This window comes from Bradyrhizobium agreste, from assembly GCF_016031625.1.
In the GTDB taxonomy this organism is placed as follows: domain Bacteria; phylum Pseudomonadota; class Alphaproteobacteria; order Rhizobiales; family Xanthobacteraceae; genus Bradyrhizobium; species Bradyrhizobium agreste.
In genome coordinates, this window is sequence record NZ_JACCHP010000004.1 from 43,929 (window position 1) to 66,579 (window position 22,651).

At 64.8% G+C, this 22,651-nt stretch carries 20 protein-coding genes, 1 tRNA gene and 1 riboswitch; of the genes, 16 read left to right on the plus strand and 5 right to left on the minus strand.

The features are described 5' to 3' along the window. Window positions 1-135: 135 nt before the first annotated feature. Complete coding sequence (locus HZZ13_RS07105; RefSeq protein ID WP_197958935.1) at window positions 136-624, plus strand: hypothetical protein; 489 nt, start codon at window positions 136-138, stop codon at window positions 622-624. Here HZZ13_RS07105 and HZZ13_RS07110 read toward each other — a convergent pair. The 3 genes from HZZ13_RS07110 to HZZ13_RS07120 form a co-directional block, all read right to left on the minus strand. After that, on the minus strand, window positions 608-3,736 hold the full coding sequence (locus HZZ13_RS07110) for a cation-translocating P-type ATPase (protein WP_197958936.1): 3,129 nt from the start codon (window positions 3,734-3,736) through the stop codon (window positions 608-610). The two genes, HZZ13_RS07105 and HZZ13_RS07110, sit on opposite strands and share 17 nt — an antisense overlap. 96 nt (window positions 3,737-3,832) lie before the next feature. Beyond that, window positions 3,833-4,126, minus strand: coding sequence for a DUF5132 domain-containing protein (locus HZZ13_RS07115; RefSeq protein WP_197958937.1), 294 nt, complete (start codon window positions 4,124-4,126; stop codon window positions 3,833-3,835). Between the two features lie 428 nt (window positions 4,127-4,554). After that, window positions 4,555-4,629, minus strand: a tRNA-Gln gene (locus HZZ13_RS07120). Between the two features lie 246 nt (window positions 4,630-4,875). On the opposite strand from HZZ13_RS07120, the gene HZZ13_RS07125 reads away from it, so the two are divergent. The 10 genes from HZZ13_RS07125 to HZZ13_RS07170 all read left to right on the plus strand — a co-directional run bounded on the left by HZZ13_RS07125 (window position 4,876) and on the right by HZZ13_RS07170 (window position 17,260). After that, window positions 4,876-6,654 (plus strand): acyl-CoA dehydrogenase family protein, encoded by a 1,779-nt coding sequence (locus tag HZZ13_RS07125; protein ID WP_197958938.1) that lies wholly within the window; start codon window positions 4,876-4,878, stop codon window positions 6,652-6,654. A gap of 158 nt (window positions 6,655-6,812) precedes the next feature. Next, window positions 6,813-7,571 carry an enoyl-CoA hydratase-related protein gene (locus HZZ13_RS07130; RefSeq protein ID WP_197958939.1) on the plus strand — a complete coding sequence of 253 codons (759 nt, stop codon included), beginning with the start codon at window positions 6,813-6,815 and terminating at the stop codon, window positions 7,569-7,571. Between the two features lie 176 nt (window positions 7,572-7,747). Further along, a complete protein-coding gene (locus HZZ13_RS07135) occupies window positions 7,748-9,403 on the plus strand; it encodes a bifunctional metallophosphatase/5'-nucleotidase (RefSeq protein WP_197958940.1) in 1,656 nt (551 codons plus the stop codon). A gap of 122 nt (window positions 9,404-9,525) precedes the next feature. After that, a complete protein-coding gene (locus HZZ13_RS07140; RefSeq protein ID WP_197958941.1) occupies window positions 9,526-10,455 on the plus strand; it encodes a histone deacetylase family protein in 930 nt (309 codons plus the stop codon). Between the two features lie 73 nt (window positions 10,456-10,528). Then, entirely contained in the window at window positions 10,529-10,780 is a 252-nt protein-coding gene (locus HZZ13_RS07145; RefSeq protein ID WP_008132970.1) for an exodeoxyribonuclease VII small subunit, read from the plus strand. Between the two features lie 637 nt (window positions 10,781-11,417). After that, window positions 11,418-13,346 (plus strand): 1-deoxy-D-xylulose-5-phosphate synthase, encoded by a 1,929-nt coding sequence (gene dxs / locus HZZ13_RS07150; RefSeq protein WP_197958942.1) that lies wholly within the window; start codon window positions 11,418-11,420, stop codon window positions 13,344-13,346. Window positions 13,347-13,525: 179 nt separating this feature from the next. Continuing rightward, window positions 13,526-14,080, plus strand: coding sequence for a nucleoside 2-deoxyribosyltransferase (locus HZZ13_RS07155; protein ID WP_197958943.1), 555 nt, complete (start codon window positions 13,526-13,528; stop codon window positions 14,078-14,080). A gap of 28 nt (window positions 14,081-14,108) precedes the next feature. After that, window positions 14,109-14,843 (plus strand): TlyA family RNA methyltransferase, encoded by a 735-nt coding sequence (locus tag HZZ13_RS07160; RefSeq protein ID WP_197958944.1) that lies wholly within the window; start codon window positions 14,109-14,111, stop codon window positions 14,841-14,843. Beyond that, entirely contained in the window at window positions 14,836-16,083 is a 1,248-nt protein-coding gene (locus HZZ13_RS07165; protein ID WP_197958945.1) for a class I SAM-dependent RNA methyltransferase, read from the plus strand. The genes HZZ13_RS07160 and HZZ13_RS07165 overlap by 8 nt, the downstream gene beginning before the upstream one ends. 97 nt (window positions 16,084-16,180) lie before the next feature. After that, window positions 16,181-17,260, plus strand: a complete 1,080-nt coding sequence (locus HZZ13_RS07170) for an Acg family FMN-binding oxidoreductase (protein ID WP_311972607.1) — start codon at window positions 16,181-16,183, stop codon at window positions 17,258-17,260. On the opposite strand, the gene HZZ13_RS07175 is transcribed toward HZZ13_RS07170, so the two are convergent. Further along, the gene (locus HZZ13_RS07175; protein ID WP_197958947.1) at window positions 17,257-17,856 is read right to left on the minus strand and encodes a hypothetical protein; all 600 of its coding nucleotides are present in this window, start codon (window positions 17,854-17,856) and stop codon (window positions 17,257-17,259) included. The two genes, HZZ13_RS07170 and HZZ13_RS07175, sit on opposite strands and share 4 nt — an antisense overlap. A gap of 61 nt (window positions 17,857-17,917) precedes the next feature. Between HZZ13_RS07175 and HZZ13_RS07180 the strand changes: the two genes are divergently transcribed. Then, window positions 17,918-18,811, plus strand: coding sequence for a nucleotidyltransferase domain-containing protein (locus tag HZZ13_RS07180; protein ID WP_311972608.1), 894 nt, complete (start codon window positions 17,918-17,920; stop codon window positions 18,809-18,811). A 67-nt stretch (window positions 18,812-18,878) separates the two neighbouring features. Here HZZ13_RS07180 and HZZ13_RS07185 read toward each other — a convergent pair whose 3' ends face one another. Next, window positions 18,879-19,742: a DUF1194 domain-containing protein gene (locus HZZ13_RS07185; RefSeq protein ID WP_197958948.1), complete on the minus strand. Its 864-nt coding sequence runs from the start codon at window positions 19,740-19,742 to the stop codon at window positions 18,879-18,881. A gap of 297 nt (window positions 19,743-20,039) precedes the next feature. Beyond that, a riboswitch (Fluoride riboswitch) is annotated at window positions 20,040-20,117 on the plus strand. 132 nt (window positions 20,118-20,249) lie between these two features. Here HZZ13_RS07185 and HZZ13_RS07190 point away from each other — a divergent pair. From HZZ13_RS07190 to HZZ13_RS07205, 4 genes are read left to right on the plus strand one after another with little or no spacing between them, the layout of a single operon-like run. Further along, window positions 20,250-21,452 carry an MFS transporter gene (locus HZZ13_RS07190; RefSeq protein ID WP_197958949.1) on the plus strand — a complete coding sequence of 401 codons (1,203 nt, stop codon included), beginning with the start codon at window positions 20,250-20,252 and terminating at the stop codon, window positions 21,450-21,452. A gap of 19 nt (window positions 21,453-21,471) precedes the next feature. Continuing rightward, window positions 21,472-21,858, plus strand: coding sequence for a fluoride efflux transporter CrcB (gene crcB, locus HZZ13_RS07195; protein WP_197958950.1), 387 nt, complete (start codon window positions 21,472-21,474; stop codon window positions 21,856-21,858). Window positions 21,859-21,864: 6 nt separating this feature from the next. Further along, window positions 21,865-22,287 carry a fluoride efflux transporter CrcB gene (gene crcB, locus HZZ13_RS07200; RefSeq protein WP_197958951.1) on the plus strand — a complete coding sequence of 141 codons (423 nt, stop codon included), beginning with the start codon at window positions 21,865-21,867 and terminating at the stop codon, window positions 22,285-22,287. Between the two features lie 2 nt (window positions 22,288-22,289). Continuing rightward, window positions 22,290-22,631: a DUF190 domain-containing protein gene (locus tag HZZ13_RS07205; RefSeq protein ID WP_197958952.1), complete on the plus strand. Its 342-nt coding sequence runs from the start codon at window positions 22,290-22,292 to the stop codon at window positions 22,629-22,631. Window positions 22,632-22,651: the final 20 nt, after the last annotated feature.

Below are 22,651 nucleotides of genomic sequence, written 5' to 3' on the forward strand. Positions count from 1 at the left end.
TCCAGGTTCCCGCTTGGGGAGAACGTTGCGGGAATATGAAAAAGACAGACTTAGTGTCACATTAGCTTCGTCAAACCGGGTGCAGTGTCCGCCCCATCAGCGTGGCGACCCAACGCTGGTTAAGGACTGCGGATCATGCACGCACAAACCCGGGCCTTTGTGGTCCATCGCACACCAACACGCATTCGAATAAAGATACCGCAGCGACAGCGGCAACGGGCCTATTTCGCCGCTGTTGAGCGGGTTCTCATCGAGCACCCCGATGTTGTCCGCGTCCACTCAAATCCCCTCACGGCCGGGGTGATCATCGAGTGTCGGCAAGGATTCGATCTGACGGCACAACACTGCCGGTTTCTCGGATTGCAAATGCTCGAAACAAACGGCGCATTGCCGACGAGCGCTTGTCCGGCCCCCATGGCGCAGCCGAATGATAGAATTGACGACCTGCTGCCCACACTCACTCTCGCCTCGGGGGCGCTCAAGCTCATTGTGGCGGTCATCACCAAGCAGGTCGGTGTACAATTGATTGAATGGGCCATCGACGCCATTGTTCAAGCTGCAAGGCATGAGTCTCGACGACGCGCTATAGGTCGCCAGACGCTCCTCGTTACACCTTCGGAATAGGCAGCGACATAGTCACGCCCCATTGCGAGTCCGGTCGTCTAGCGCCCTCGCATGAGGTCTCAGAACGACCCTCGACGTCAGGCCTGCGGAAGTGCAGCCGGTTCAGCTCAGAGGACGGCCCAGAGCTACGCATCTGCGCTATTGCGCTGGGCAATACTCCGCCCGCAATCATGACACCGGCATCCAGCAAGCCGAGCGGCGCAACGTTAAGCGCGTTACGCACGCCCGGCACAAGCATAGCCGCGATTTGCGCGGCGACCGAGCCGGAAATGATCTGCACCAAACGTGACTCCGCCCAGAGCTGAGCTGGCCTGAATTTGCTTGGCCTGGACGAGCGATAATTAAGAGTGTGCAGAAGTTGGCCCACGGCCAGACTGCCAAAAGCCATTGTTCTGCCTTCGGGCGAATTGAAACCGTGGCGCATTGCACCGAAGGCAGCCGTCCCGAACGCGCTTGCCGTGAGCACGGCGGCTTCGCTGCCGAGGCGGGACAAATGGTCGGACCGGATTATCCGTTCATCCGCAGCGCGCGGTCCGCGCTCCATGACGTCGGGATCGACAGACTCCATAGCGAGACCGATCGCGGGAAGGACGTCGGAGATGAGATTGATCCACAGGAGCTGAATCGGCGAGAGCATCTCGCCAAAACCGACAGCGGCTCCCGCCAGCATCAGCAGGATCTCGCTCGTGTTGCTGCTGATGATGTAGTGAACCGCATTGCGGATACTGGTATAGGTGCCACGGCCACGCGCGATGGCGAGCGGCAATGACGCAAGATCGTCATTCGCAAAAAAGATGTCGGCGACTTCCCGTGCTGCCGCATCTCCATTTCGTCCCATCGCCATGCCAACGTCAGCCGCACGCAGCGCCGGGCTATCATTGATGCCATCCCCGATCATCGCCACCACGGAGCCCGCCTCCTGAAGGGCACGCACGATCTGAAGCTTCTGTCCGGGACTGATTCGTGCGAACGCATGCGCCTCGCGCGCCTTGGCAGCGAGCTCGAGAGGCGCTACGTGGTCGAGGCCTGCCGTATCGATAATCTTGACCCGACCATCTGAACTAAGGCCGATTCGTTCCGCCACTGCGCGCGCTGTCGTACTCTGATCGCCAGTCAGCATGATGGTCTGGATGCCAGCGTGATGCAGCTTCTGCATCAGCGCGGGAAGGCCGGACCGCACCGGATCGGCAAGACCGACAAGACCGCTCCATATCAGTTCTTCTGTTTGTATCTCGCCTGCCTCAAGATCGGCGCCAGGCACCTGCAATTCACGGTACGCCATTCCCAGCACCCGAAGTGCCTGCTCAGCCATCTTGGCATTTTGAGCTTCGATCTGAGCGCGCCGTGCCGCGGTGAGAATTTGCCGAGTACCGTCAGGCAATGCTTCGAACGCGCAACGTGCCAACACCTCGCCGGGGCTGCCCTTCACCGCGATCAAGACGCGAGCTTCGTCAGCATGCGTCGTCGCCATGAACCTATAGGCCTCGGTGCGATGCTGAATCGACCGCCTTACGTAGCGGCGCCGCAGCTCGCTCACATCAATATCGTGATCGAGTGCTGCCTGAACGAGCGCAATTTCAGTAGCTGAGCCGCTGAGCTGCGTCTGCCCGTCGCGCTCCTCGACCTCGGTCTCGCTGCAAAGAGCTCCGACCAACAGCAGCATACGAAGACGGCGGTCCTGCTCCGGTCGGGCAACCAGCCCGCTCTGGTCCACCAGGCCGTTCTCCTGTCGGCCGCAGACGCGGTCACCGATAGCGACGGCTTCCAATGACATGGAGCCGTGGGTCAGCGTCCCCGTTTTGTCGAAGCACACGACGTCGACGGAGGCCAGAGTCTCCAGCGCTTCGAGCCGTCTGACCAGAATTCCCTGCCGCCGCATTTCCTCGACGCCGAGTGCGAGCGTCGTCGTGGCAACCATCGGCAATCCTTCCGGAACCGCCGCGACCGCTACGGATAGCGATGAACGTACCAGCTGGAGGAGCGCCAGCCCACGCAACCAACCGACACCGAATACCGCAGCGCTTGCCGCCAGTGTGGCCCAGACGAGTTGTTCTCCGAGCTCGCCGAGATGTCGTTGCATCGGAGTTTCGGGTGTATTGGTTGCGCCGACCAGCCGCTGGATGCGTCCGAGCTGACTTCTCGCCCCAGTCGCCACAACGACAAACGTTCCACTCCCGCCTGTCACAATGGTCCCCCGATGGACCATGTTCGTCCGGTCAGCGAGCGCCGCCGTGTGAGGGACAGTTTCGACTGATTTCACGACCGGCAAGCTCTCCCCAGTGAGAGCAGCCTCGCTGACAGTGAGCGCGCGGGCGCTTACGAGTCTGCCGTCGGCGGGAACAACGGTCCCGCGCCGGAGAAGGACGAGATCGCCAGGGACGAGCAGGTCGGCGCGTACATCCATCTCTGCCCCCTCGCGCACCACGCGCGCGGTCAGCGAGGCGGGGGCTCCGAGGCTCCGGATGGTCTGTTCAGCCTGATTTTCAGTTGTAAACCCGATAGCGGCATTGAGTGCCACGACAGCCATGATAGCCCCGGCCTCAAGCAACGTCCCGGTCACGACCGAAACCACGGCGACCCCGGCCAAGAGTGCCACTGGCATGCTCTGAAACTGATCGAGAAAAATACTGAGCTCCGAGCGCTGATGCAGCAGCGGGATCGAATTACCAAGCCCTTGAGCAAGTCGTTCGGATACTCGCGCGTTCGACAGGCCGTCCGAACAGGAGGTGTCGAGTTCGGACGCGATGGCTCCCGTCTCAATCGTATGCCACGGGAGCTCGGCCGGATCGTCAACGGCGGGCGTGATCTCCCCCAGAAGCAGTCCGCTTATCCGTTGGACGAGCTGATCGATCGAGACCGAGTCCTCGTAATGGATGAGGATGTTGCCAGTGAGCGCGTTGGCCGAGACATCATGGATGCCAGGTACCCCTGCGAATCCTCGCTCCAGCAGGCTCGCAATTGCCGGCGCGCCACGCATGCCTTCGATCTTCAGCCGAACTCGTCCGGCCACCGCCGTGTGCAGCGGCACAATCGCGATGGGTATTTGGGCTCGTGCATTCCGCGACGACAGCGGAACGATCGCGCTTTTGTTTGATGGAGCAACGAGACTCATCGTCCTCGGACCCGTAGCGTGCCGAGTGACACAACCCCATTGCGCCGCGATCAAATCGCTGCACGCAATTTGGCCGAGATTAATTTGGTTTGAAAGCTACGTGCCCTGGTGAGCAGGTTCCGCCTTTCTCGGTCTTTTCGATTTTTCCTCTTGCTCGGCTTGTTCGGCAAGCTCAGACCGAGCCTCGGCCAGCACATCGCCGGTTTGCTCGTTGAGCTCCGCCAATGCGACCCGACCTTGATCATAAGCGACGAGCCCGGCCTTAATGACCGTTTTTGCGATCGGCCTGAGCACGGGGATAAGTGCCGGCGCCACGACTCCCGCGCCGATACCTATGGCCAGCCCAGTGACGATATTACCACCCTTGAAGATGTCCTCGAAAAAAGCCATGGGGGTCCTCCTTTCACTGGCTGCATCGCCAGCGCACCTGCCCTCAGCTAACGTCAACAAGACGTCCGGGGCGAAGTTGCTGTGGGGTGCTGAGATTTGCGCTCCCTGCCGTCAGAATCAAGGCTGATAATTTTGGCAAGAGACCTGCCGTTTCGCAGGAGACGCGCGGCCGAGGCGCGCTCAACCGGTGAGGCTCGTGCGAACGTTGTTTGTAGTTGAATGCGCGCAACCTGAGTTGCGGAGCGGGTTGGCCATCTAGCAAAGCGCAGATGCTCCGAGCATTCAGCGACGAACAGTTCGCTTTGCGCCACTGAATACATGCGTCGCTTGACTCGATTCCGGATCGACCGAAGCTCCATTTCCAAACAAGTAAAAAAAAACTGGCAGGAATGGAGCTGCTTCCCTGACGAACTCAACAGCTTGAGCGCTGGCTGGGGCGGGAGGGATCGAACCTCCGAATGGCGGAATCAAAATCCGCTGCCTTACCGCTTGGCTACGCCCCAACAGACGACGAACGGGACGGGTATAACCGGCACCCGCAGATTCCCGTCGGTCGCAGCCGGTCTATAGGGAGCGGCGCGGCATTTCAACCGCCTGGAGGGGCAAAAAGGGCCGGGCGGCTGGCGGCCGACACTCTATTCTGGGCCCCCATTGCCCCCCGTTCCGGCCAGACCATCGGCGTTCCGGCAGTTGAGACTGCTCCCGTTTCATGGGAATACGGCGCCAATAATTGTCCTCGGGAGTGAGCCATGACCTACCGCGCGCCGATTTCTGACATGCTGCTGTCGCTCAACCATGGCGCGGGCCTCAAGGCCGCCGTGGAGGCCGGCCATTACGGCGATTTCGACGCGGACCTCGCGGCCGCCGTGCTGGAGGAAGCCGGCAAGTTCGCATCCGACGTGCTGGCGCCGCTCAACAAGGTCGGCGACGAGCACGGCATCAAGCTCGAGGGCGGCAAGGTCACGACCGCGCCGGGCTGGCCTGACGCCTACAAGCGCTGGACCGAGGGCGGCTGGAACGCGGTGTCCGGCCCCGAAGATTTCGGCGGCCAGGGCCTGCCGCTCGCGATCAACGCCGCCTGCACCGAGATCTGGAGCGCAGCCAACGTCGCCTTCGGCCTCTGCCCCCTGCTGACGGCCTCGGCGATCGAGGCGCTGGACGCCCACGGCAGCGACGAGCTGAAGCAGATCTATCTCGAAAAGCTCGTCTCCGGCGAATGGACCGGCACGATGCAGCTGACCGAGCCGCAGGCCGGCTCCGACGTCGGCGCGCTGCGCACCCGCGCCGAAAAGCAGCCCGACGGCACCTATCGCATCAAGGGGACGAAGATCTTCATCACCTATGGCGAGCACGACATGACCGACAACATCGTGCATTTCGTGCTGGCGCGTCTGCCGGATGCGCCCGCCGGCACCAAGGGCATCTCGCTGTTCCTGGTGCCGAAGTTCATGGTCAACGCGGACGGCTCGCTGGGGCCGCGCAACGACATCTATGCGAGCGGCGTCGAGCACAAGCTCGGCATGCATGCTTCGCCGACCTGCACCATGACCATGGGCGATCATGGCGGCGCGATCGGCTATTTGATCGGCGAAGAGAACCAGGGCATGCGCTGCATGTTCACGATGATGAACCAGGCCCGCCTCGGCGTCGGCCTGGAGGGCGTCGGCGTCGCCGACCGCGCCTACCAGCAGGCCCTGTCGTATGCCCAGGAGCGCCGCCAAGGCCGTGCGGTGGGCAAGACGGGTGAGGGCTCGGATGCGATCTTCGTGCATCCCGACGTCAAGCGCATGCTGATGCGGATGCGGGCGCAGACCGCGGCCGCGCGTACCATCTGCTATGCGACGGCTGTTGCGATCGACGTCTCGATCCGCGCCAGGGATCCGAAGGTGCGCACTGAAGCCGCCGCCCGCGCGGCGCTGCTGACCCCGATGGCCAAGGCCTATTCCACCGATATCGGCAACGAGGTCGCCTATCTCGGCGTGCAGGTGCATGGCGGCATGGGCTTCATCGAGGAGACCGGCGCGGCCCAGCACTACCGTGATGCCCGTATCACCGCGATCTACGAGGGCACCAACGGCATCCAGGCGATCGATCTCGTCACGCGCAAGTTAGCTGCCAATGGCGGCGCGTCAGTGTGGGCACTGCTCGACGAGCTCTCGGCAATTGTCAAGAAGGTGGAGGCTTCCAACGATCCCGCCTTCGGCACGACCGGCACCAAGCTGCGCGAGGCGCTGGAGGCGCTGACACGGACCAGCAAATGGCTGCTGGAGCGCGTTGCCTCCGCGCCCAACGACGCGCTTGCCGGCGCGACGCCCTATCTGCAGCAGTTCGGCGCGACGCTCGGCGGCTGCCTGCTCGCCTCCGAGGCGCTCGCCGCCAAGGCCGAAGGCCTTGGCGATGCGCAACGCTATGTCGCGCTGGCGCGCTTCTTCGCCGAGAACATCGCGGTGCAGGCCGGCGCGCTCGAGCGCACCGTGACTGAGAGCGCGGAATCGGTCGCCGCGGCGGATGCGGCGTTGCTGGGGTAACAAAGCCTGTAGCCCGGATGGAGCGGCAGCGTCATCCGGGCCGGCGTCGCCCGCGGAAATTGCGCCGAAAAGTTGAGCCAGCGCATTGGCACGCCTGCGGGATGATGTAGGCTGATGCCTGCCGAGACTCGCCAAGCGGCGAGCGCAAGGGGGCTCTCATGCCGAATGGCAACATCGTCGTCACCGAAGAGCGCGGAACGCGCGTCATCACCCTGCGCCGTCCGGGCAAGAAGAACGCGATCACCCAGGACATGTACCGGGAGATGAGCCACGCGATCGATACCGCCCAGAACAATCCGGACATCCGCTGCATGATCATCACCGGCGGCTCGGGGGTCTTCACCGCGGGGGACGACATCGACGATTTTCTCCACGCCGACACGGCGCGCCCGGAGACGCTGTCGAACGGCGTCAAATTCCTCTACTCGCTCGCCCTCAATGCCAAGCCGATCATCGCAGCCGTCGACGGCGCCTCGATCGGGATGGGCACGGTGATGCTGTTTCATTGCGATTACGTGCTGGCCTCGACAGCGGCGACGTTCTCCGCGCCCTACATCAAGCTCGGGCTCGTGCCGGTCGGCGCTTCCAGCCTGCTGATGCCGAACACGATGGGTTACCAGCGTGCCTTCGCGATGCTGGTGATGGGGCGGAGCTTCACGGCCGCGGAAGCCCATGCCGCGGGCTTCGTCAACAGCGTGGTCTCGCCGGGACATACCGAGGTCGAGGCGCGCAAGGTGGCGCGCGAAATCTGCCGGTTGCCGGCCGAGGCGGTCGCGACTTCGCGCAAGCTGCTGCGCGCCCCGCCCGAAGAGCTGACCCGCCGCATCGACCAGGAAGGCCATCTGTTCGGCGACCGGCTCAAGTCGGAAGAGGCGATTGCTGCGTTCAATGCGTTCGCGAACAGGAAAAAGCGGTGAGGCGAGCACGCCCCCACCCACGCCGTCATTCCGGGGCGCGCGAAGCGCGAACCCGGAATCCATCAAGCAGCAGAGCTGGTGGATGAATGGATTCCGGGCTCGACGCTGCGCGTCGCCCCGGAATGACAACGACAACCTTCGTGAAATCTTCGCGCGGAACGACTAGTCTCAATTTCATGCCATACCGATCCATCCTTGCGGCGCTCGCGCTGGCCTGCGCCCTGCCCGCTTCTGCAGAGACCGCTGCCCCCGTCGAGCTGCGCATTCTCGCCATCAACGATTTCCACGGCAATCTGCGGCCGCCGCCGGGCGGCATCCGCATCGACGACCCCGAGGACAAGTCCAAGAAGGTGACGGTGGCGGCCGGTGGCGCCGAGTACATGGCGACCCTGGTGAAGCAGCTGCGCGAAGGGCACAAGAACACCATCTTCGTCGCCGCGGGCGACCTGATCGGCGCGAGCCCGTTTCTGTCGGCGATGTTTCACGACGAGCCCTCGGTCGAGGCGCTCTCGATGATGGGCCTTGCGATCAGCTCGGTCGGCAATCACGAATTCGACGAGGGCAAGGCCGAGCTTCTGCGCATGCAGAACGGCGGCTGCCATCCCGTCGACGGCTGCCAGGGACCGCATCCCTTTACGGGCGCCAAATTCCATTATCTCGCGGCCTCCACCGTCGAGACCGCGACCGGCAAGAGCGTGCTGCCGCCCTACGAGATCCGGGAGTTCGACGGCATCCCCGTCGCCTTCATCGGCCTGACCTTGAAGGAGACCGCCGGCATCGTCTCGCCAGCGGGCATCGCCGGGCTCGAATTCCGCGACGAGGCCGAGACGGTGAACGCGCTGGTGCCGCAACTGAAGGCGCGCGGCGTCGAAGCGATCGTGGTGCTGATCCATCAGGGCGGCGAGCCTGCCGGCGACTACAACGAATGCCCTGCCATCACGGGGCCGATCGTCGACATCGTCAGGAAGTTCGATCCTGCCGTCGACGTCGTCGTCAGCGGCCACACCCACCGCGCCTATGTCTGCGATATCGACGGGCGGCTCGTCACCAGCGGCGACAAATACGGCACGCTGGTCACCGCGATCGACCTCAAGCTCGATGCCGCAACGCGCGACATCGTCGGCGCCAAGGGCGAGAACGTCATCGTCGCCAATGCTTCGCTGGCCAGGGATCCCGAGCAGACCGCATTGATCGACGCCTACGACAAGCTCTCCGCGCCGATCGCCAACCGGCCCGCCGGCTCGGTGACGCAGACCTTGTCGCGCGTGCCGAACGAGGCCGGCGAAAGCGCGCTCGGCGATATCATTGCCGACGCGCAATTGCTCGCAACCCGCGAGGCGAAGGATGGCAGCGCTGTCATCGCGCTCACCAATCCCGGCGGCATCCGCACCGACATCGTTCCGAAGGAGAATGGCGCGATCACGTTCGGCGACGTCTTCGCCAGCCAGCCGTTCCGCAACCGCCTCGTCACCATGACGCTGACCGGCAGTCAGCTCAAGGACATGCTCGAGCAGCAATGGCTGGACCCGAAGCGGCCGCGGATTCTCCAGGTGTCGAACGGCTTCAGCTATACTTGGGATGCTTCAAGGCCGTTCGGCGAGCGCGTCAGCCTCGAAAGGATGATGCTCAACGGCAGGCCGCTCGAGCCTGGAAGCGGCTACCGCGTCACGCTCAACGATTACCTCGCCGTCGGCGGAGACGGGTTTACCGTCGCTAAACAGGGCACGGCCCTGCAATATGGCGGCTACGATGCGGACGCGCTGTTCGCGTTCTTCCGGGCGCACGGGCCGGTCGGTCCGCTGCCGCCCACCCGCATCCTGCGCGTGAATTGATCCGGATCAAGCGGGCGGCCCTTTGCCATTCCCGGCCAAGCGCTTAGATTGGGTTTTGCATTGCGTTTCGGCGCCGGATGCGCCAACGACGCCAAAAGCCCGTTTTCCGTGAGGCCGACCTGATGAGCACGCTTCTCCTTTCCCACAAGGCCTGCCTCGACCACGTCACGCCGCCGGGACACCCTGAAAGGCCGGATCGCCTGCGCGCGGTGGAAGAAGCTTTGTCGCATGAACGCTTCCAGTTCCTGGCGCGCGCGGAGGCGCCGGAGGGCGATCTCGATCTCGTCACGCTCTGCCACAACGAGCATTACGTCACCGAGCTGCGCCACATCGCTCCGACCAGCGGTCAGGTCTATATCGACGGCGACACCTCGATGTCCCCGGGCACGTGGGAGGCGGTGATGCGCGGCGTCGGCGGCGCGGTGGCGGCGACCGAAGCGGTGATGACCGGCGAGCATCGCAACGCCTTCGTCGCGGTCCGCCCGCCCGGACATCACGCCGAGATCGGCAAGCCGATGGGCTTCTGCTTCTTCGACAACGTCGCGATCGCCGCGCGCCACGCCCAACGCAAATACGGCATCAAGCGCGCAGCCATCGTCGACTTCGACGTGCATCACGGCAACGGCACGCAGGACATCTTCTGGTCGGACCCGACCGTGATGTACTGCTCGACGCACCAGATGCCGTTGTTTCCGGGCACCGGCGCCAGGAGCGAGCGCGGCGATCACGACACCATCGTCAATGCGCCGCTCGCCTCCGAGGACGGCGGCCCGGAATTCCGCGTCGCGTTCGAGAACCTGATCCTGCCGCAGCTCGAGAAATTCAGCCCCGAGCTCTTGATCATCTCGGCCGGCTTCGACGCGCATTATCGCGATCCCCTGGCTTCGCTGAACCTGCGCGCGGAGGACTATGCCTGGGTGACGCGAAAGCTGATGGATCTCGCCGACAAGACCGCCGGCGGCCGCATTGTTTCGGTGCTCGAGGGCGGCTATGACCTGCAGGGACTGAAAGAATCTGTTACGGCGCATGTCGGCGCCCTGATGGGCGCTTGACGCACCCGCCACATTACGCCCGCAAAACTCTGCTTTCTCCAGGGTGAAGTGAATCGGGCAATCGGAAACGGATATGGCCGAAAATACGCAAGTCGACGTCTCCAGGCTCACCTTCGAGCGCGCGATCGAGGAACTCGAAACCATCGTGAAGCGGCTCGAGGACGGCAAGGTGCCGCTCGAGGAATCCGTGACGATCTACGAGCGCGGCGAGGCCCTGAAGCGGCGCTGCGAGGAATTGCTGCGCCAGGCCGAGGCGCGCGTCGACAAGATCACCACCGATGCCAGCGGCCAGGCCACCGGCACTGCGCCGCTCGACGTCCAGTAAAGCGTGCTTATTCGCTCAGCCGCCTGACGACGCAGGGCCGCGCGAGACGCGACGCAGGTCCGCGAATATGTCTCCGCGGGGGCCGGGGCTGCTGCATCCCACGAGGGGATCGCACGACGCGGTTCCCGGCCGGCATAGCGGTTCCGGGGGTATGATCGGATACGTCCCCGCCCCAGAATCGGGGCCGTTAAGGGCGAGAAATGCCCGTATTCGGACAAAAAGCCTGCGAAGGAACCGGGCAAGGCTGGAACCGCTTCCCCCAGGCCAAGGTTAACCACGCTGGCCCGCGAGTTGCACCTGCATACCCGTAATCGGCCCGGCGGGTTGGCTTTGGCCCAAGCTTTGGTGTAAAGCTGCGCGGAGTGTGGCTTTTTGCAAGCCTTGCGTGGGCACCGATTACCGACGACAAGTGCTTCAAACTGCTAATGAAATTGGCTTGGGACGGACGAAGCCGATCTAAGTGACAGGGATCACAGAGACTGAACCGGAGCGCACTTAAGCTTACCTAAGCTTGAAGGCGGGGCCTTGCCCCGTGCAGGTGGCTCCGACGGTTTATAGGACTCGCGCTGCGCCGATATTGTGCAAAACCCATCGCGCACCGGAATGACCTTCCGGTGCTGACAAATTGGAAATCGCCGTGAACGCATACAGTAAGACGCCGCTTCTCGACACCATCCGGACGCCGGAAGATCTGCGCAAGCTCAAGGTCGAGCAGATTCGCCAGGTTGCCGACGAGCTGCGGCAGGAGACCATCGATGCCGTCTCGGTGACCGGCGGTCACTTCGGCGCGGGCCTCGGCGTGGTCGAGCTCACCACCGCGATCCATTACGTCTTCGACACGCCGCGCGACCGGTTGATCTGGGACGTCGGCCACCAGGCCTATCCGCACAAGATCCTCACCGGCCGGCGCGACCGCATCCGCACGCTGCGCACCGGCGGCGGCCTGTCCGGCTTCACCAAGCGCAGCGAGAGCGACTACGATCCGTTCGGCGCCGCGCATTCCTCGACCTCGATCTCCGCCGGTCTCGGCATGGCCGTGGCGCGCGACCTTTCCGGCGGCAAGAACAACGTTATCGCCGTGATCGGTGACGGCGCGATGTCGGCCGGCATGGCCTATGAGGCCATGAACAATGCCGGTGCGATGAACTCGCGCCTGATCGTCATCCTCAACGACAATGACATGTCGATCGCGCCGCCGGTCGGCGCCATGAGCGCCTATCTCTCGCGCCTCTACTCCGGCAAGACCTATCGCACGCTGCGCGATGCGGCCAAGCAGATCAACAAGCGCCTGCCCAAGATCCTCGCCAACCGCGCCAATCGCGTCGAGGAATATTCCCGCGGCTTCATGATGGACGGCGGCACGCTGTTCGAGGAGCTCGGCTTCTACTATGTCGGCCCGATCGACGGCCATAACCTCGACCATCTCCTGCCGGTGCTGAAGAACGTCCGCGACATGGAGACCGGCCCGATCCTGGTCCACGTCGTGACGCAGAAGGGCAAGGGCTACGGCCCGGCGGAAGCCTCCGCCGACAAGTACCACGCCGTCGTCAAGTTCGACGTCGCGACCGGCACGCAAGCCAAGGCCAAGCCGAACGCGCCGGCCTATCAGAACGTGTTCGGGCAGAGCCTCGTCAAGGAAGCGGAGAAGGACGACAAAATCGTCGCCATCACCGCGGCGATGCCCTCGGGCACCGGCGTCGACATCTTCAACAAGGCCTTCCCGGACCGCACCTTCGACGTCGGCATCGCCGAGCAGCACGCGGTGACCTTTGCCGCGGGCCTTGCGACCGAAGGCTACAAGCCGTTCTGCGCGATCTACTCGACCTTCCTGCAGCGCGGCTACGACCAGATCGTCCACGACGTCGCGATCCAGAGCCTGCCCGTCCGCTTCGCCATCGACCGCGCCGGCCTCGTCGGCGCCGACGGCGCCACCCATGCCGGCTCGTTCGACAACGCCTATCTCGGCTGCCTGCCCAACATGGTGATCATGGCGGCGGCGGACGAAGCCGAGCTCGTGCACATGGTGGCGACACAGGTTGCGATCAACGACCGTCCGAGCTCGCTGCGCTATCCGCGCGGCGAAGGCCGCGGCGTCGAGATGCCCGAAATCGGCGTTCCGCTCGAGATCGGCAAGGGCCGCATGATCCGCCAGGGCAGCAAGATCGCCCTGCTCTCCTTCGGCACCCGCCTCGCCGAATGCGAGAAGGCCGCCGACGAGCTCGCCGCCCATGGCCTGTCGACCACGATTGCGGACGCGCGCTTCATGAAACCGCTGGATACCGAGCTGGTGCTCAAGCTCGCGCGCGACCATGAGATCCTGATCACGATCGAGGAAGGCTCGATCGGTGGTTTCGGCTCGCATGTCGCGCAGTTCCTGACCGACCAGGGCGTGCTCGACACCGGCATGGTCAAGTTCCGCGCGATGGTGCTGCCCGACGTGTTCCAGGATCACGACACCCCAGCCGCGATGTACGCCCGCGCCGGCCTCGACGCCAAGGGCATCGTCGCCAAGGTGTTCGAGGCCCTCGGCAAGGACGTGAAGACCGAGACGGTCAAGCTGGCTTGAGCTGGTTCACCTCTCCCGCTTGTGGGAGAGGTCGACGCGAAGCGTCGGGTGAGGGCTTTCGCCTCTTGGGGGTTCTCGATCGCGGAGATACCCTCTCCCCAGCCCTCCCCCGCAGGCGGGGAGGGAGCAGAGCACGTGCTGTGGCTAGCACCCGGCCCAAATTGTCCGGTCCGAACTCCATGAAAATCTATCTGGCAGGCCCTGACGTGTTCCTGCCGGATGCGGTCGAGATCGGCCGGCGCAAGGTCGATATCTGCACCGCTCACGGCCTCACCGGGCTCTACCCCCTCGACAACGCGATCGATCTCACCGCCCCCGACGCCTCGCGGCAGATTTTCTGCGGCAACGAGGCGATGATGGACGCGGCCGATGCCATCATCGCCAATCTGACGCCGTTCCGCGGCGCCGGCGCCGATCCCGGCACCGTCTATGAGCTTGGCTACATGGCCGGCCGCGGCAAGTTCTGTCTCGCCTATTCCAACGACGGCGCCGCCTATGCCGACCGCGTCTCGCGCTTCATGGAGGTCACCTCCGAGGAGGGACGGCTGGTCGATGCCCAGGGGCTGACGGTCGAAGATTTCGGCCTCGCCGACAACCTCATGATGATCCATGCGCTGGAGCTGCACGGCTGCCCGCTGGTGACACCGGCGGCGATGCCGATCGACGTCTGGCACGACCTCACAGCGTTCGAGACTTGCGTCCGGATGGCGGCCGCGCGATTCATCGCTACATAAGCACCTCAATCGTGGCCATGAGAGCGTAATGCCCCCTGCCCGCAAGCGCGCGGATGTATTGCTGGTCGAGCGCGGCCTGTTCGAAAGCCGGGCGCGGGCCCGCGCGGCCATCGAAGCCGGCCTCGTCACGGCCGACGACAAGCAGGTCTCGAAGCCGTCGGAGACGATCGCCGAGGATGCGGTGATCCGGGCCGAGCCCGCGCATCCCTACGTCTCCCGCGGCGGCGTCAAGCTCGCCGGCGCGCTGGAGCGGTACCCGATCGACATCGAGGACCATGTCTGCCTCGACGTCGGCGCCTCCACCGGCGGCTTCACTGAGGTGCTGCTGGCAAACGGCGCGGCCCTGGTGTTCGCCATCGATGTCGGCACGAGCCAGCTGCATCCCTCGCTGCGCGATCATCCCAAGATCGTGTCGATGGAGGAGACCGACATCCGCAGCTATGAAGGCAAACGCCTGCCGGCCCGCCCCGACGTCGTCGTCATCGACGTCAGCTTCATCTCGCTAAAATCAGTGCTGCCGGTGGCGCTGTCGCTGGCAGCCGCGCCGATGAGCCTGCTGGCGCTGATCAAGCCGCAATTCGAGGCTGACAGGAAGCATAACAAGAAGGGCATCATCCGCGATGCCGCCGTGCACCGGGAGATCTGCGACGACATCGCGGCCTTTGCCGCGTCGCTCGGCTGCACCGAGATCGAAATATTCCCCTCACCGATCACGGGCGGCGACGGCAACATCGAATTCTTCCTGGGCGCGCGTCGTGGTTGAGCGCATCACGATCGATCATGTCGGCCATCGCGGCGACGGCGTCTGTCTCGACGCCGGCGAAGCGATCTACGTGCCTTACACGCTCGGCGGCGAAACCGTCGAGGTCGATCACGTCGCGGGCCATCACCCCGACCGCCGCAAGCTGCTGGCGGTGGAGGTCGCAAGCGCCGAACGCGTCGAACCATTCTGCCCGCATTTCGGCGTGTGTGGCGGCTGCGCGATCCAGCATTGGGCGACCGAGCCGTATCGGGCCTGGAAGCGCAATACCGTGATCGAAACGCTGGCGCAGGCCGGCATCGATTGCGAGGTGGCGCCGCTGGTCGACGCCCACGGCGCCGGGCGCCGACGTATCACGCTGCACGGCCGGTTCGGCACACACGATATCCTCAAGGTCGGCTTTTCGGCTGCGAGCTCGCACGACGTCATCCCGATCCATCGTTGTCCGATCCTCGATCCCGCGCTCGAGGGCGCACTCGATGCCGCCTGGGCCCTCGCCGAGCCGCTGACGTCCAAAATGCCGGTGACGAAGCCATTGGACATCCAGGTCACCGCGACCGCAGGCGGCCTCGATGTCGACGTGCGCGGCTCCGGCCCGCTGCCGACGGCACTGGTCACGGCGCTGTCGCGCGTTGCCGAGCAGCACCGCCTGGCGCGGCTGACCCGGCATGGCGAGCTGGTGCTGCAACGCCTGCCGCCGACGGTGAGGATGGGCCGCGCCGAGGTGACGCTGCCGCCGGGCTCGTTCCTGCAGGCGACGGTGGCGGGCGAGGAGACGCTCGCCGCGCTCGTTGCCGAGCGCATCGGCAAGGCCAACGAGGTGCTCGACCTCTTCTGCGGCGTCGGCCCGTTCGCGCTGAGGCTCGCGGAGAAGGCGCGCGTCACCGCTTTTGACAGCGACGCCGGCGCCATCGCGGCGCTGGCGAAAGCTGCGCGGACGCCGGGCCTGAAGCCGATCAAATGCGAGCCGCGCGACCTGTTCCGGCGCCCGCTGGTGCCGCAGGAGCTGCGCGACTTCGACGCCGTGGTGTTCGACCCGCCGCGCCAGGGCGCGCAGGCGCAGGCCCTGAAGCTTGCGGCGAGCAAGGTGCCGGTCGTGATCGCCGTATCCTGCAACGCCGCAACCTTCGCTCGCGACGCGCGGCTCTTGATCGACGGCGGCTATCGGCTGGAGGCCCTGGTGCCGGTCGACCAGTTCCGCCACACGCCGCATGTGGAGCTGGTGGCGCGGTTCGTGCGGTAGGCTGCAAACGCGTCGCCGGCAGCCTTGATACTGGTCAATCGCTCCGCCGTCGGCCGGCTTAAGAATGCGCTGCGCAATCGAAGCGGAGCGTAAGTTCGTGGCTAACCGGCGACAATTCATCACGGCCGCACTCGGGCTTTCTGCGGCGGCGATCGGCGGCCCCGCTGCGGCGCTGGCAGCAATGACCTATGACGAGGCCGTCAGCGCGTCACGGGCTCCGCTGCGCGCAGCGCCGCGGGATCGCGAGCTCGTCCGGTTTGCGACGCTTGCGGCCAACAGCCACAACACCCAGCCGTGGATTTTCTCCGTCCGCGGCAATGTCATCACGATTGCGCCTGACGTCGCGCGGCGCTGTCCGGCCGTCGATCCCGACGATCATCACCTCTTCGTCAGTCTCGGCTGTGCCGCCGAAAATCTCATCCTCGCCGCGTCCACGCTGGGCTGGCGCGCCGATCCGGTCGTCGATGGCGATCGCATCGTGATCACGCTCGACGAGGCCCCTGCTGCCGCATCGGCCCTCACTGAAGCAATTCCCGTCAGGCAATGCACCCGCGCGGCCTTCGCCGACAAACCTGCCGCGCCCGAGATCCTGCGCCAGCTCGAGAACGCTTGCCGCGAACCCGGCGTCGGGGCGATCCTGATCACCGAACGTGCCGGAATCGCTGAGGTCACCGACTATGTGCTCGAAGGCAATTCGGCGCAGATGCGCGACAAGGCCTTCATGCGCGAGCTCGTCGACTGGATCCGCTTCAACGAGGCAGAGGCGGTCGCGACCATGGACGGGTTGTTCGCGCCCGCATCGGGAAATCCCGCGTTGCCGTCGTGGATGGCACGGCCGCTTCTGAAGCTGTTCTTCACCGAGAGCGGAGAAAACAAGAAATACCGCGAGCAGCTCGACAGCTCCGCCGGCGTCGTCGTGCTTGCGGCCGATCGCAGCGACATTTCGCACTGGATCGCCGTCGGGCGCGCCTGCCAGCGCTTCGGCTTGCAGGCGACCGCGCTGGGACTGAAATATTCCTTCGTCAACCAGCCGGTCGAGGTCGCAGCGCTGAGGCGGCAATTCGCGACCCGGCTCGGCCTCGGCGAACGGCGCCCCGACATCGTGATGCGCTTCGGGACCGGCCCAAGCCTGCCGAAATCGCTGCGGCGTCCGCCGGAGCGCGTGATGCGTTCTTAACGCCGCAACCCGCTCAGCGCCGGCGATTCGCCGGGCAGCATGTTCGATCTGATATCGCTGTCCATGCGCCCCGAATCCTGCTGGCTGTAGCCGACGCCAAACGACAGGCTGAGATTTGAGGTCGGCTTGAATTCGACACCCGCGAACCCGCCATAGCCGGGCGCGGCGCTGGAGGTAAGCGGCGCCAGCGAGCTGCCGATGCCGTTGCCGTATTTCAGCGTGTCGAAGCCGGCAAATAAGGTAACGGGCATGCCGCCCGCGGTCTTCATCTGATAGCCGAATTGCGTGCTGTCATAAGAGAGCGCGCTGAAATTGCCGAACGAGCCCGCTTGGTTGAAGCCGCTCAATCCGAAATCGTCGCGTCCGCGGCCAACGAAGAACCCGTTTGCAGAGCTCGCACGCCAATCGGCCTCTCCGGCGTTGAAGCTCGCAAAGTTGCCATAGGTGTCGGAGCTCAGGCCGGCAGCGCCCCCAAGGCCGAAAGGCCCACCGGGAATCCAGTATCGCAGCGGCGCGACTTGCGCATGAACCGGCGCTCCGCCGAGGCAGAGCACGGCGAGAGCCGCGAGAGCGCATGAGCGTGCAACGTCGAACATTCTTGCTACCGTCTAAAACCCTGCAAAACTATACTCCTCGGCCATCATCAATGCCAGCGGAGTGACCGCGCCGCCCTCGCGCCCGCAGCTCTTTCGGGGAACCGCACCTGTGCCGCAAGATCTGTTGCTCACCCGCCTGACATCCGTTCTTGCCGACGTACCGGGCGTTCAAGCTGTCGTGCTCGGCGGCTCTCGCGCGCGGGGCCGAGCGCACGCCGCCTCGGACTACGATATCGGCGTCTATTTCAAGACGGCGATTCCCCTGGACACCGAACTGGTGCTGGCCGCCGCGAAGGCGATCGCTGACGATCCCGCCGCCATGACGGTGACGTCCGTCGGAGAATGGGGCCCATGGATCGTCGGCGGCGCCTGGCTTTCGGTGGAAGGCCGCAAGGTCGACCTGCTCTACCGCAACGCCGACGCGGTTGAGGCCGTCATGGAATCCTGCTGCGCCGGCGTGGTCACCATGGATTACCAGCCCGGCCATCCTCATGGCTTCTGCTCGGCCATTTGGATGGGCGAGATCGCATATTGTCAGCCGCTGCACGATCCGAACGGCGTGATCGCCCGGCTCAAATCGATCGCGCTTCCCTATCCGGAGCCTCTGCGCAGCGCCCTGATCCGGCGCTTCCAATGGGAGGTCCTGTTCAGCATCGAGAATGCCGAGCTCGCGGCCGCACGCAACGAGCGGACCCATGTCGCGGGTTGCCTCTACAGAGCGCTCGCCTGCCTCGCGCAGGTACTGTTCGCACTGAACAAGCGCTATCTGATCAACGAGAAGGGGGCGCTGCAGGAGGCAGCGGGCTTGCCGCTGACGATCCCGCACCTGGTGGAGCAGGCCGACGAAATCTGGCAACTCGTCGGTGATGACGGTTTCGCACGGGCCTGCACAATGCTGCGGCAGATCGACCGGCAATTGAAGGCGCTGACGCGGCCCGACGGGACCGCGTCGTGAACGCTATGCCGTCTTGTCCTCGATCGGCGGGCGAGATCAGGCGAAGGTCTCTACCGCCGGCCGGTGATCACCGTCCCCAGCGATCGGACCAGATCTTCTCGCCAATGAGGCAATTGACGCGCGGCTCCTTGTCGGCGACGCGCATCACCGGACGCTCCGGCGTGCGGCCGGCGACTTCCATCAGCAGCTTGGTGCGGATCGCTTCCTTGAACTTGTCGCGGTCCTTGATCGTGATGACGAAGGAGCCGGGACCGCCAATGACGCAGTCCTCGTAATAGAGGTCGAGATTGTCGATATCCATGGTCGAATAGGACGGCTCCTTGACCATGATCGGCAGGCCGTTGATGACGACGCCCTTCTCCAGCGCGGCATCGCGCGCCATCGTGACCGGGCCGCCATTGTTGTTCGGACCGTCGCCGGAAATGTCGATGACACGGCGCAGGCCGCGATAGGGGTCCTCGTCGAACAGCGGCATGGCGAAGTTGATCGCGCCTGATATCGAGGTGCGCGAAGCGCGCCGGATCGGCGTCTTCATGATCTCGGCGGCAACCGCATCCGCCGTCTCGGGGCCATCGATCACCCGCCAGGGAATAATGATCTTCTGGTCGCTGGAGGCGGCCCACTCGAAATAGGTCACCGCGATGCGGCCGTTCGGGCCGAGCTTGAGCGCCTGCAGGAACTCCTTCGACTGGATCGCCTGCGCGTAGCCCTCGCGCTGGATCGCGAGCTCGTCCATATCCATCGAGTAGGACACGTCGACCGCGAGGACCAGCTCGACATCGACGGCCTGCGCGTCCTTGTCGGCCGCAAGCCGCTGCGGCTGAGTGCTGGGCGATTCGAATTTGGGTCCTGGTGCCGCGATGCCCGCGACGTCCCCTCCGGCAAGCATGCCGGCCACCAGCACAGCCCCGATCGAGAACAGCAAGCGCATCGCAGTCTCCCGTCGTATGACGGGATGGTGACATGCAATCGCCTTGCCGCAAAGGCCGAAGATGGCTTGCGCTTCACAATCGAGTGCATCGCCGCTGCGTGTTGCCATCGTTTGGCCATAGCGCCGACAGGTTGGGAACAGGCGCGCTCACATGAGCCGTCATTCCGGGACTCGCGAAGCGAGGACCCGGAATCTCGAGATTCCGGGTTCGATGCTGCGCATCGCCCCGGAATGACAGCCGGCGGTGGAGACGCATCCCGCCCACTTGTCCGGCGCGATTTCCATGCTAGGGTTGGTGACACCGATGGGGATGGAGTCCCCCGACAACCGCCCGGCGGTCGATGACCTTCGTGGGCCGATGACTCCTGCTCGAGGAGAGGCAATCTTGGGCCTCTGCCTTTGGCGGGAGCATGAACATACCCGCCGATGGCGGGTTTTTTGTTGCCTGATGACGGCCGGCGGGCGAATGCCAGGGGACGACGAAGACGTGACGACGAAGACGTGGCGATGACGACACCGAATGCCGTACGTACCACGCTGCCCAGCGGGATCTGGGTGCTCGGCTTCGTCTCGATGCTGATGGACATCTCCTCCGAGATGATCCACGCGCTGCTGCCGGTCTATCTCGTCACCGTGCTTGGCGCCTCCACGCTCACCGTCGGCTTCATCGAGGGCATTGCCGAGGCGACCGCCTCGATCATCAAGATCTTCTCCGGTGCGCTGTCGGACTGGCTCGGCCGCCGCAAGCTGCTCGCCGCGCTCGGCTATGGTCTGGCCGCCTCCACCAAGCCGCTGTTCCCGCTCGCGCCCAGCGTCGGATGGCTGGTCGCCGCGCGCTTCATCGATCGCGTCGGCAAGGGCATTCGCGGCGCGCCGCGCGATGCGCTGATCGCCGACATCGCGCCCGTCGGCCTGCGCGGGGCGAGCTTCGGCCTGCGGCAATCGCTCGACACGATCGGCGCCTTCGTCGGGCCGCTCGTGGCGATCGGGCTGATGTGGTGGACGGCGGACAATTTTGCCGTCGTGTTCTGGGTGGCGGTGCTGCCGGCCTTCCTGTCCTTCGGCTTGATCGCGTTCGCGGTGAAGGAGCCGGAGCCCGATCCGGACCGCAAACCTGCAGAGAATCCGCTCAATCTCGCCGCGATGCGCCAGCTCGGAGCGGTCTATTGGCGCGTCGTCGCCGTGGGCGTCGTGTTCACGCTCGCGCGCTTCAGCGAGGCCTTCCTGATCCTGCGCGCGCAGAACATCGGCCTCAATGCGATGTGGGTGCCGGCCGTGCTGGTCCTGATGAATGTCGTCTACGCGCTCTCCGCCTATCCGGCCGGCGTGCTCTCGGACCGGATCAACCGGACCGGCCTGCTCGCGCTCGGCCTCGTTTCCCTCGCCGGCGCCGACCTCGCGCTGGCGCTGCTGCCGAACCTGGCTGGCCTTACGCTCGGCGTCGTGCTGTGGGGGCTGCATATGGGACTGACCCAAGGGCTGTTCTCCGCCCTTGTCGCCGACGCCGCGCCGCCCGCCCTGCGCGGCACCGCATTCGGCTATTTCAACCTGTTCACCGGGCTTGCCTTGCTGGCTGCGAGCGTGATCGCGGGGGCACTGTGGGACGCCTATGGACCGGCGGGAACGTTCCTTGCCGGGCTCGGCTTCGCGCTGGTTTCGCTGGTGGGGCTGCTCGCCGTCGGCCACGGTCTCGCCACGGAGGACAAATGATGACGGGAGCTCGTTGGACGTGCTGAGCGGAGTGCTTGCGATCATGATCGGCAGTGCCTTGGGCGGTTGCACGCGCTATTTCGTTTCGGGTGCGATCGCGCGGCGGCTCGGCGAGACCTTTCCGTGGGGCACCATGACCATCAACGTCACCGGCGCCTTCCTGATCGGCATGTTCGGCGCACTGGCGACCCATCCCGGCTCGGCCTTCGCCGCGCCCACGCCATGGCTGTTCGCGGTGACCGGTTTTCTCGGCTGCTACACCACCGTGTCCTCCTTCAGCCTGCAAACGCTGACGCTCGCGCGCAGCGAGCCGATGCATGCGCTCGGCAATATCCTGTTCTCGGTCGGGCTGTGCCTTGCCGCCGTCAGTTGCGGCTTCGTCCTTGCGGACGGTCTGGGAGGCTAGCGGCCGATGAACTCTCCCGCCGAGCGCCGGCGCGTTGCGCTGCTCTATGCCTGGGTCGCCGCCGGCAGCATCGTCGGCGGCCTGACGCGTTATCTCGTCGGGCTTGCGCTCGACACCGGGCCGGGCTTTCCCTTCGCGACGCTGTTCATCAACGCGACGGGATCGCTGATCATCGGCTTCTACGCGACGCTGACCGGCCCCGACGGCCGAATGCTGGCGCGGCCCGAGCACCGGCAGTTCATCATGACCGGGTTCTGCGGCGGCTACACCACTTTTTCAACCTTCAGCCTGGAGACCTTCCGCCTGTTCCACGGCGGAATGAAATACACCGCCCTCGCCTACATCGCCGCATCCGTGATCTGCTGGCTGGCGTCGGTATGGATCGGTCATATGATGGCGAGCCGCTACAACCGCTTGACAAGGAGCTGAGCATGCAAATTCCCAATCAGGCAGTTTCGCTCCGGATATTCATCGGCGAAAGCGATCATTTCGAAGGCAAGCCGCTCTATGAAGCAATTGTGATCAAGGCGCGCGAGCTGCACCTCGCCGGCGCCACCGTGCTGCGCGGGCCGATGGGCTTCGGCAAGTCGAGCCGGCTGCACACCTCGAAGATCCTGCGGCTGTCGGAAGATTTGCCGCTGCTGATCGAGATCGTCGACAGCGAGGACAACATCAACGCATTCCTGCCCATCCTGGACGGCATGATGTCGAGCGGGCTGATCACCTTGGAGAAGGTGCAGGTCCTGCAATATGGTGAGAAGGCCGCGAGCTGATCGCCGCGGCAGGGAACCGA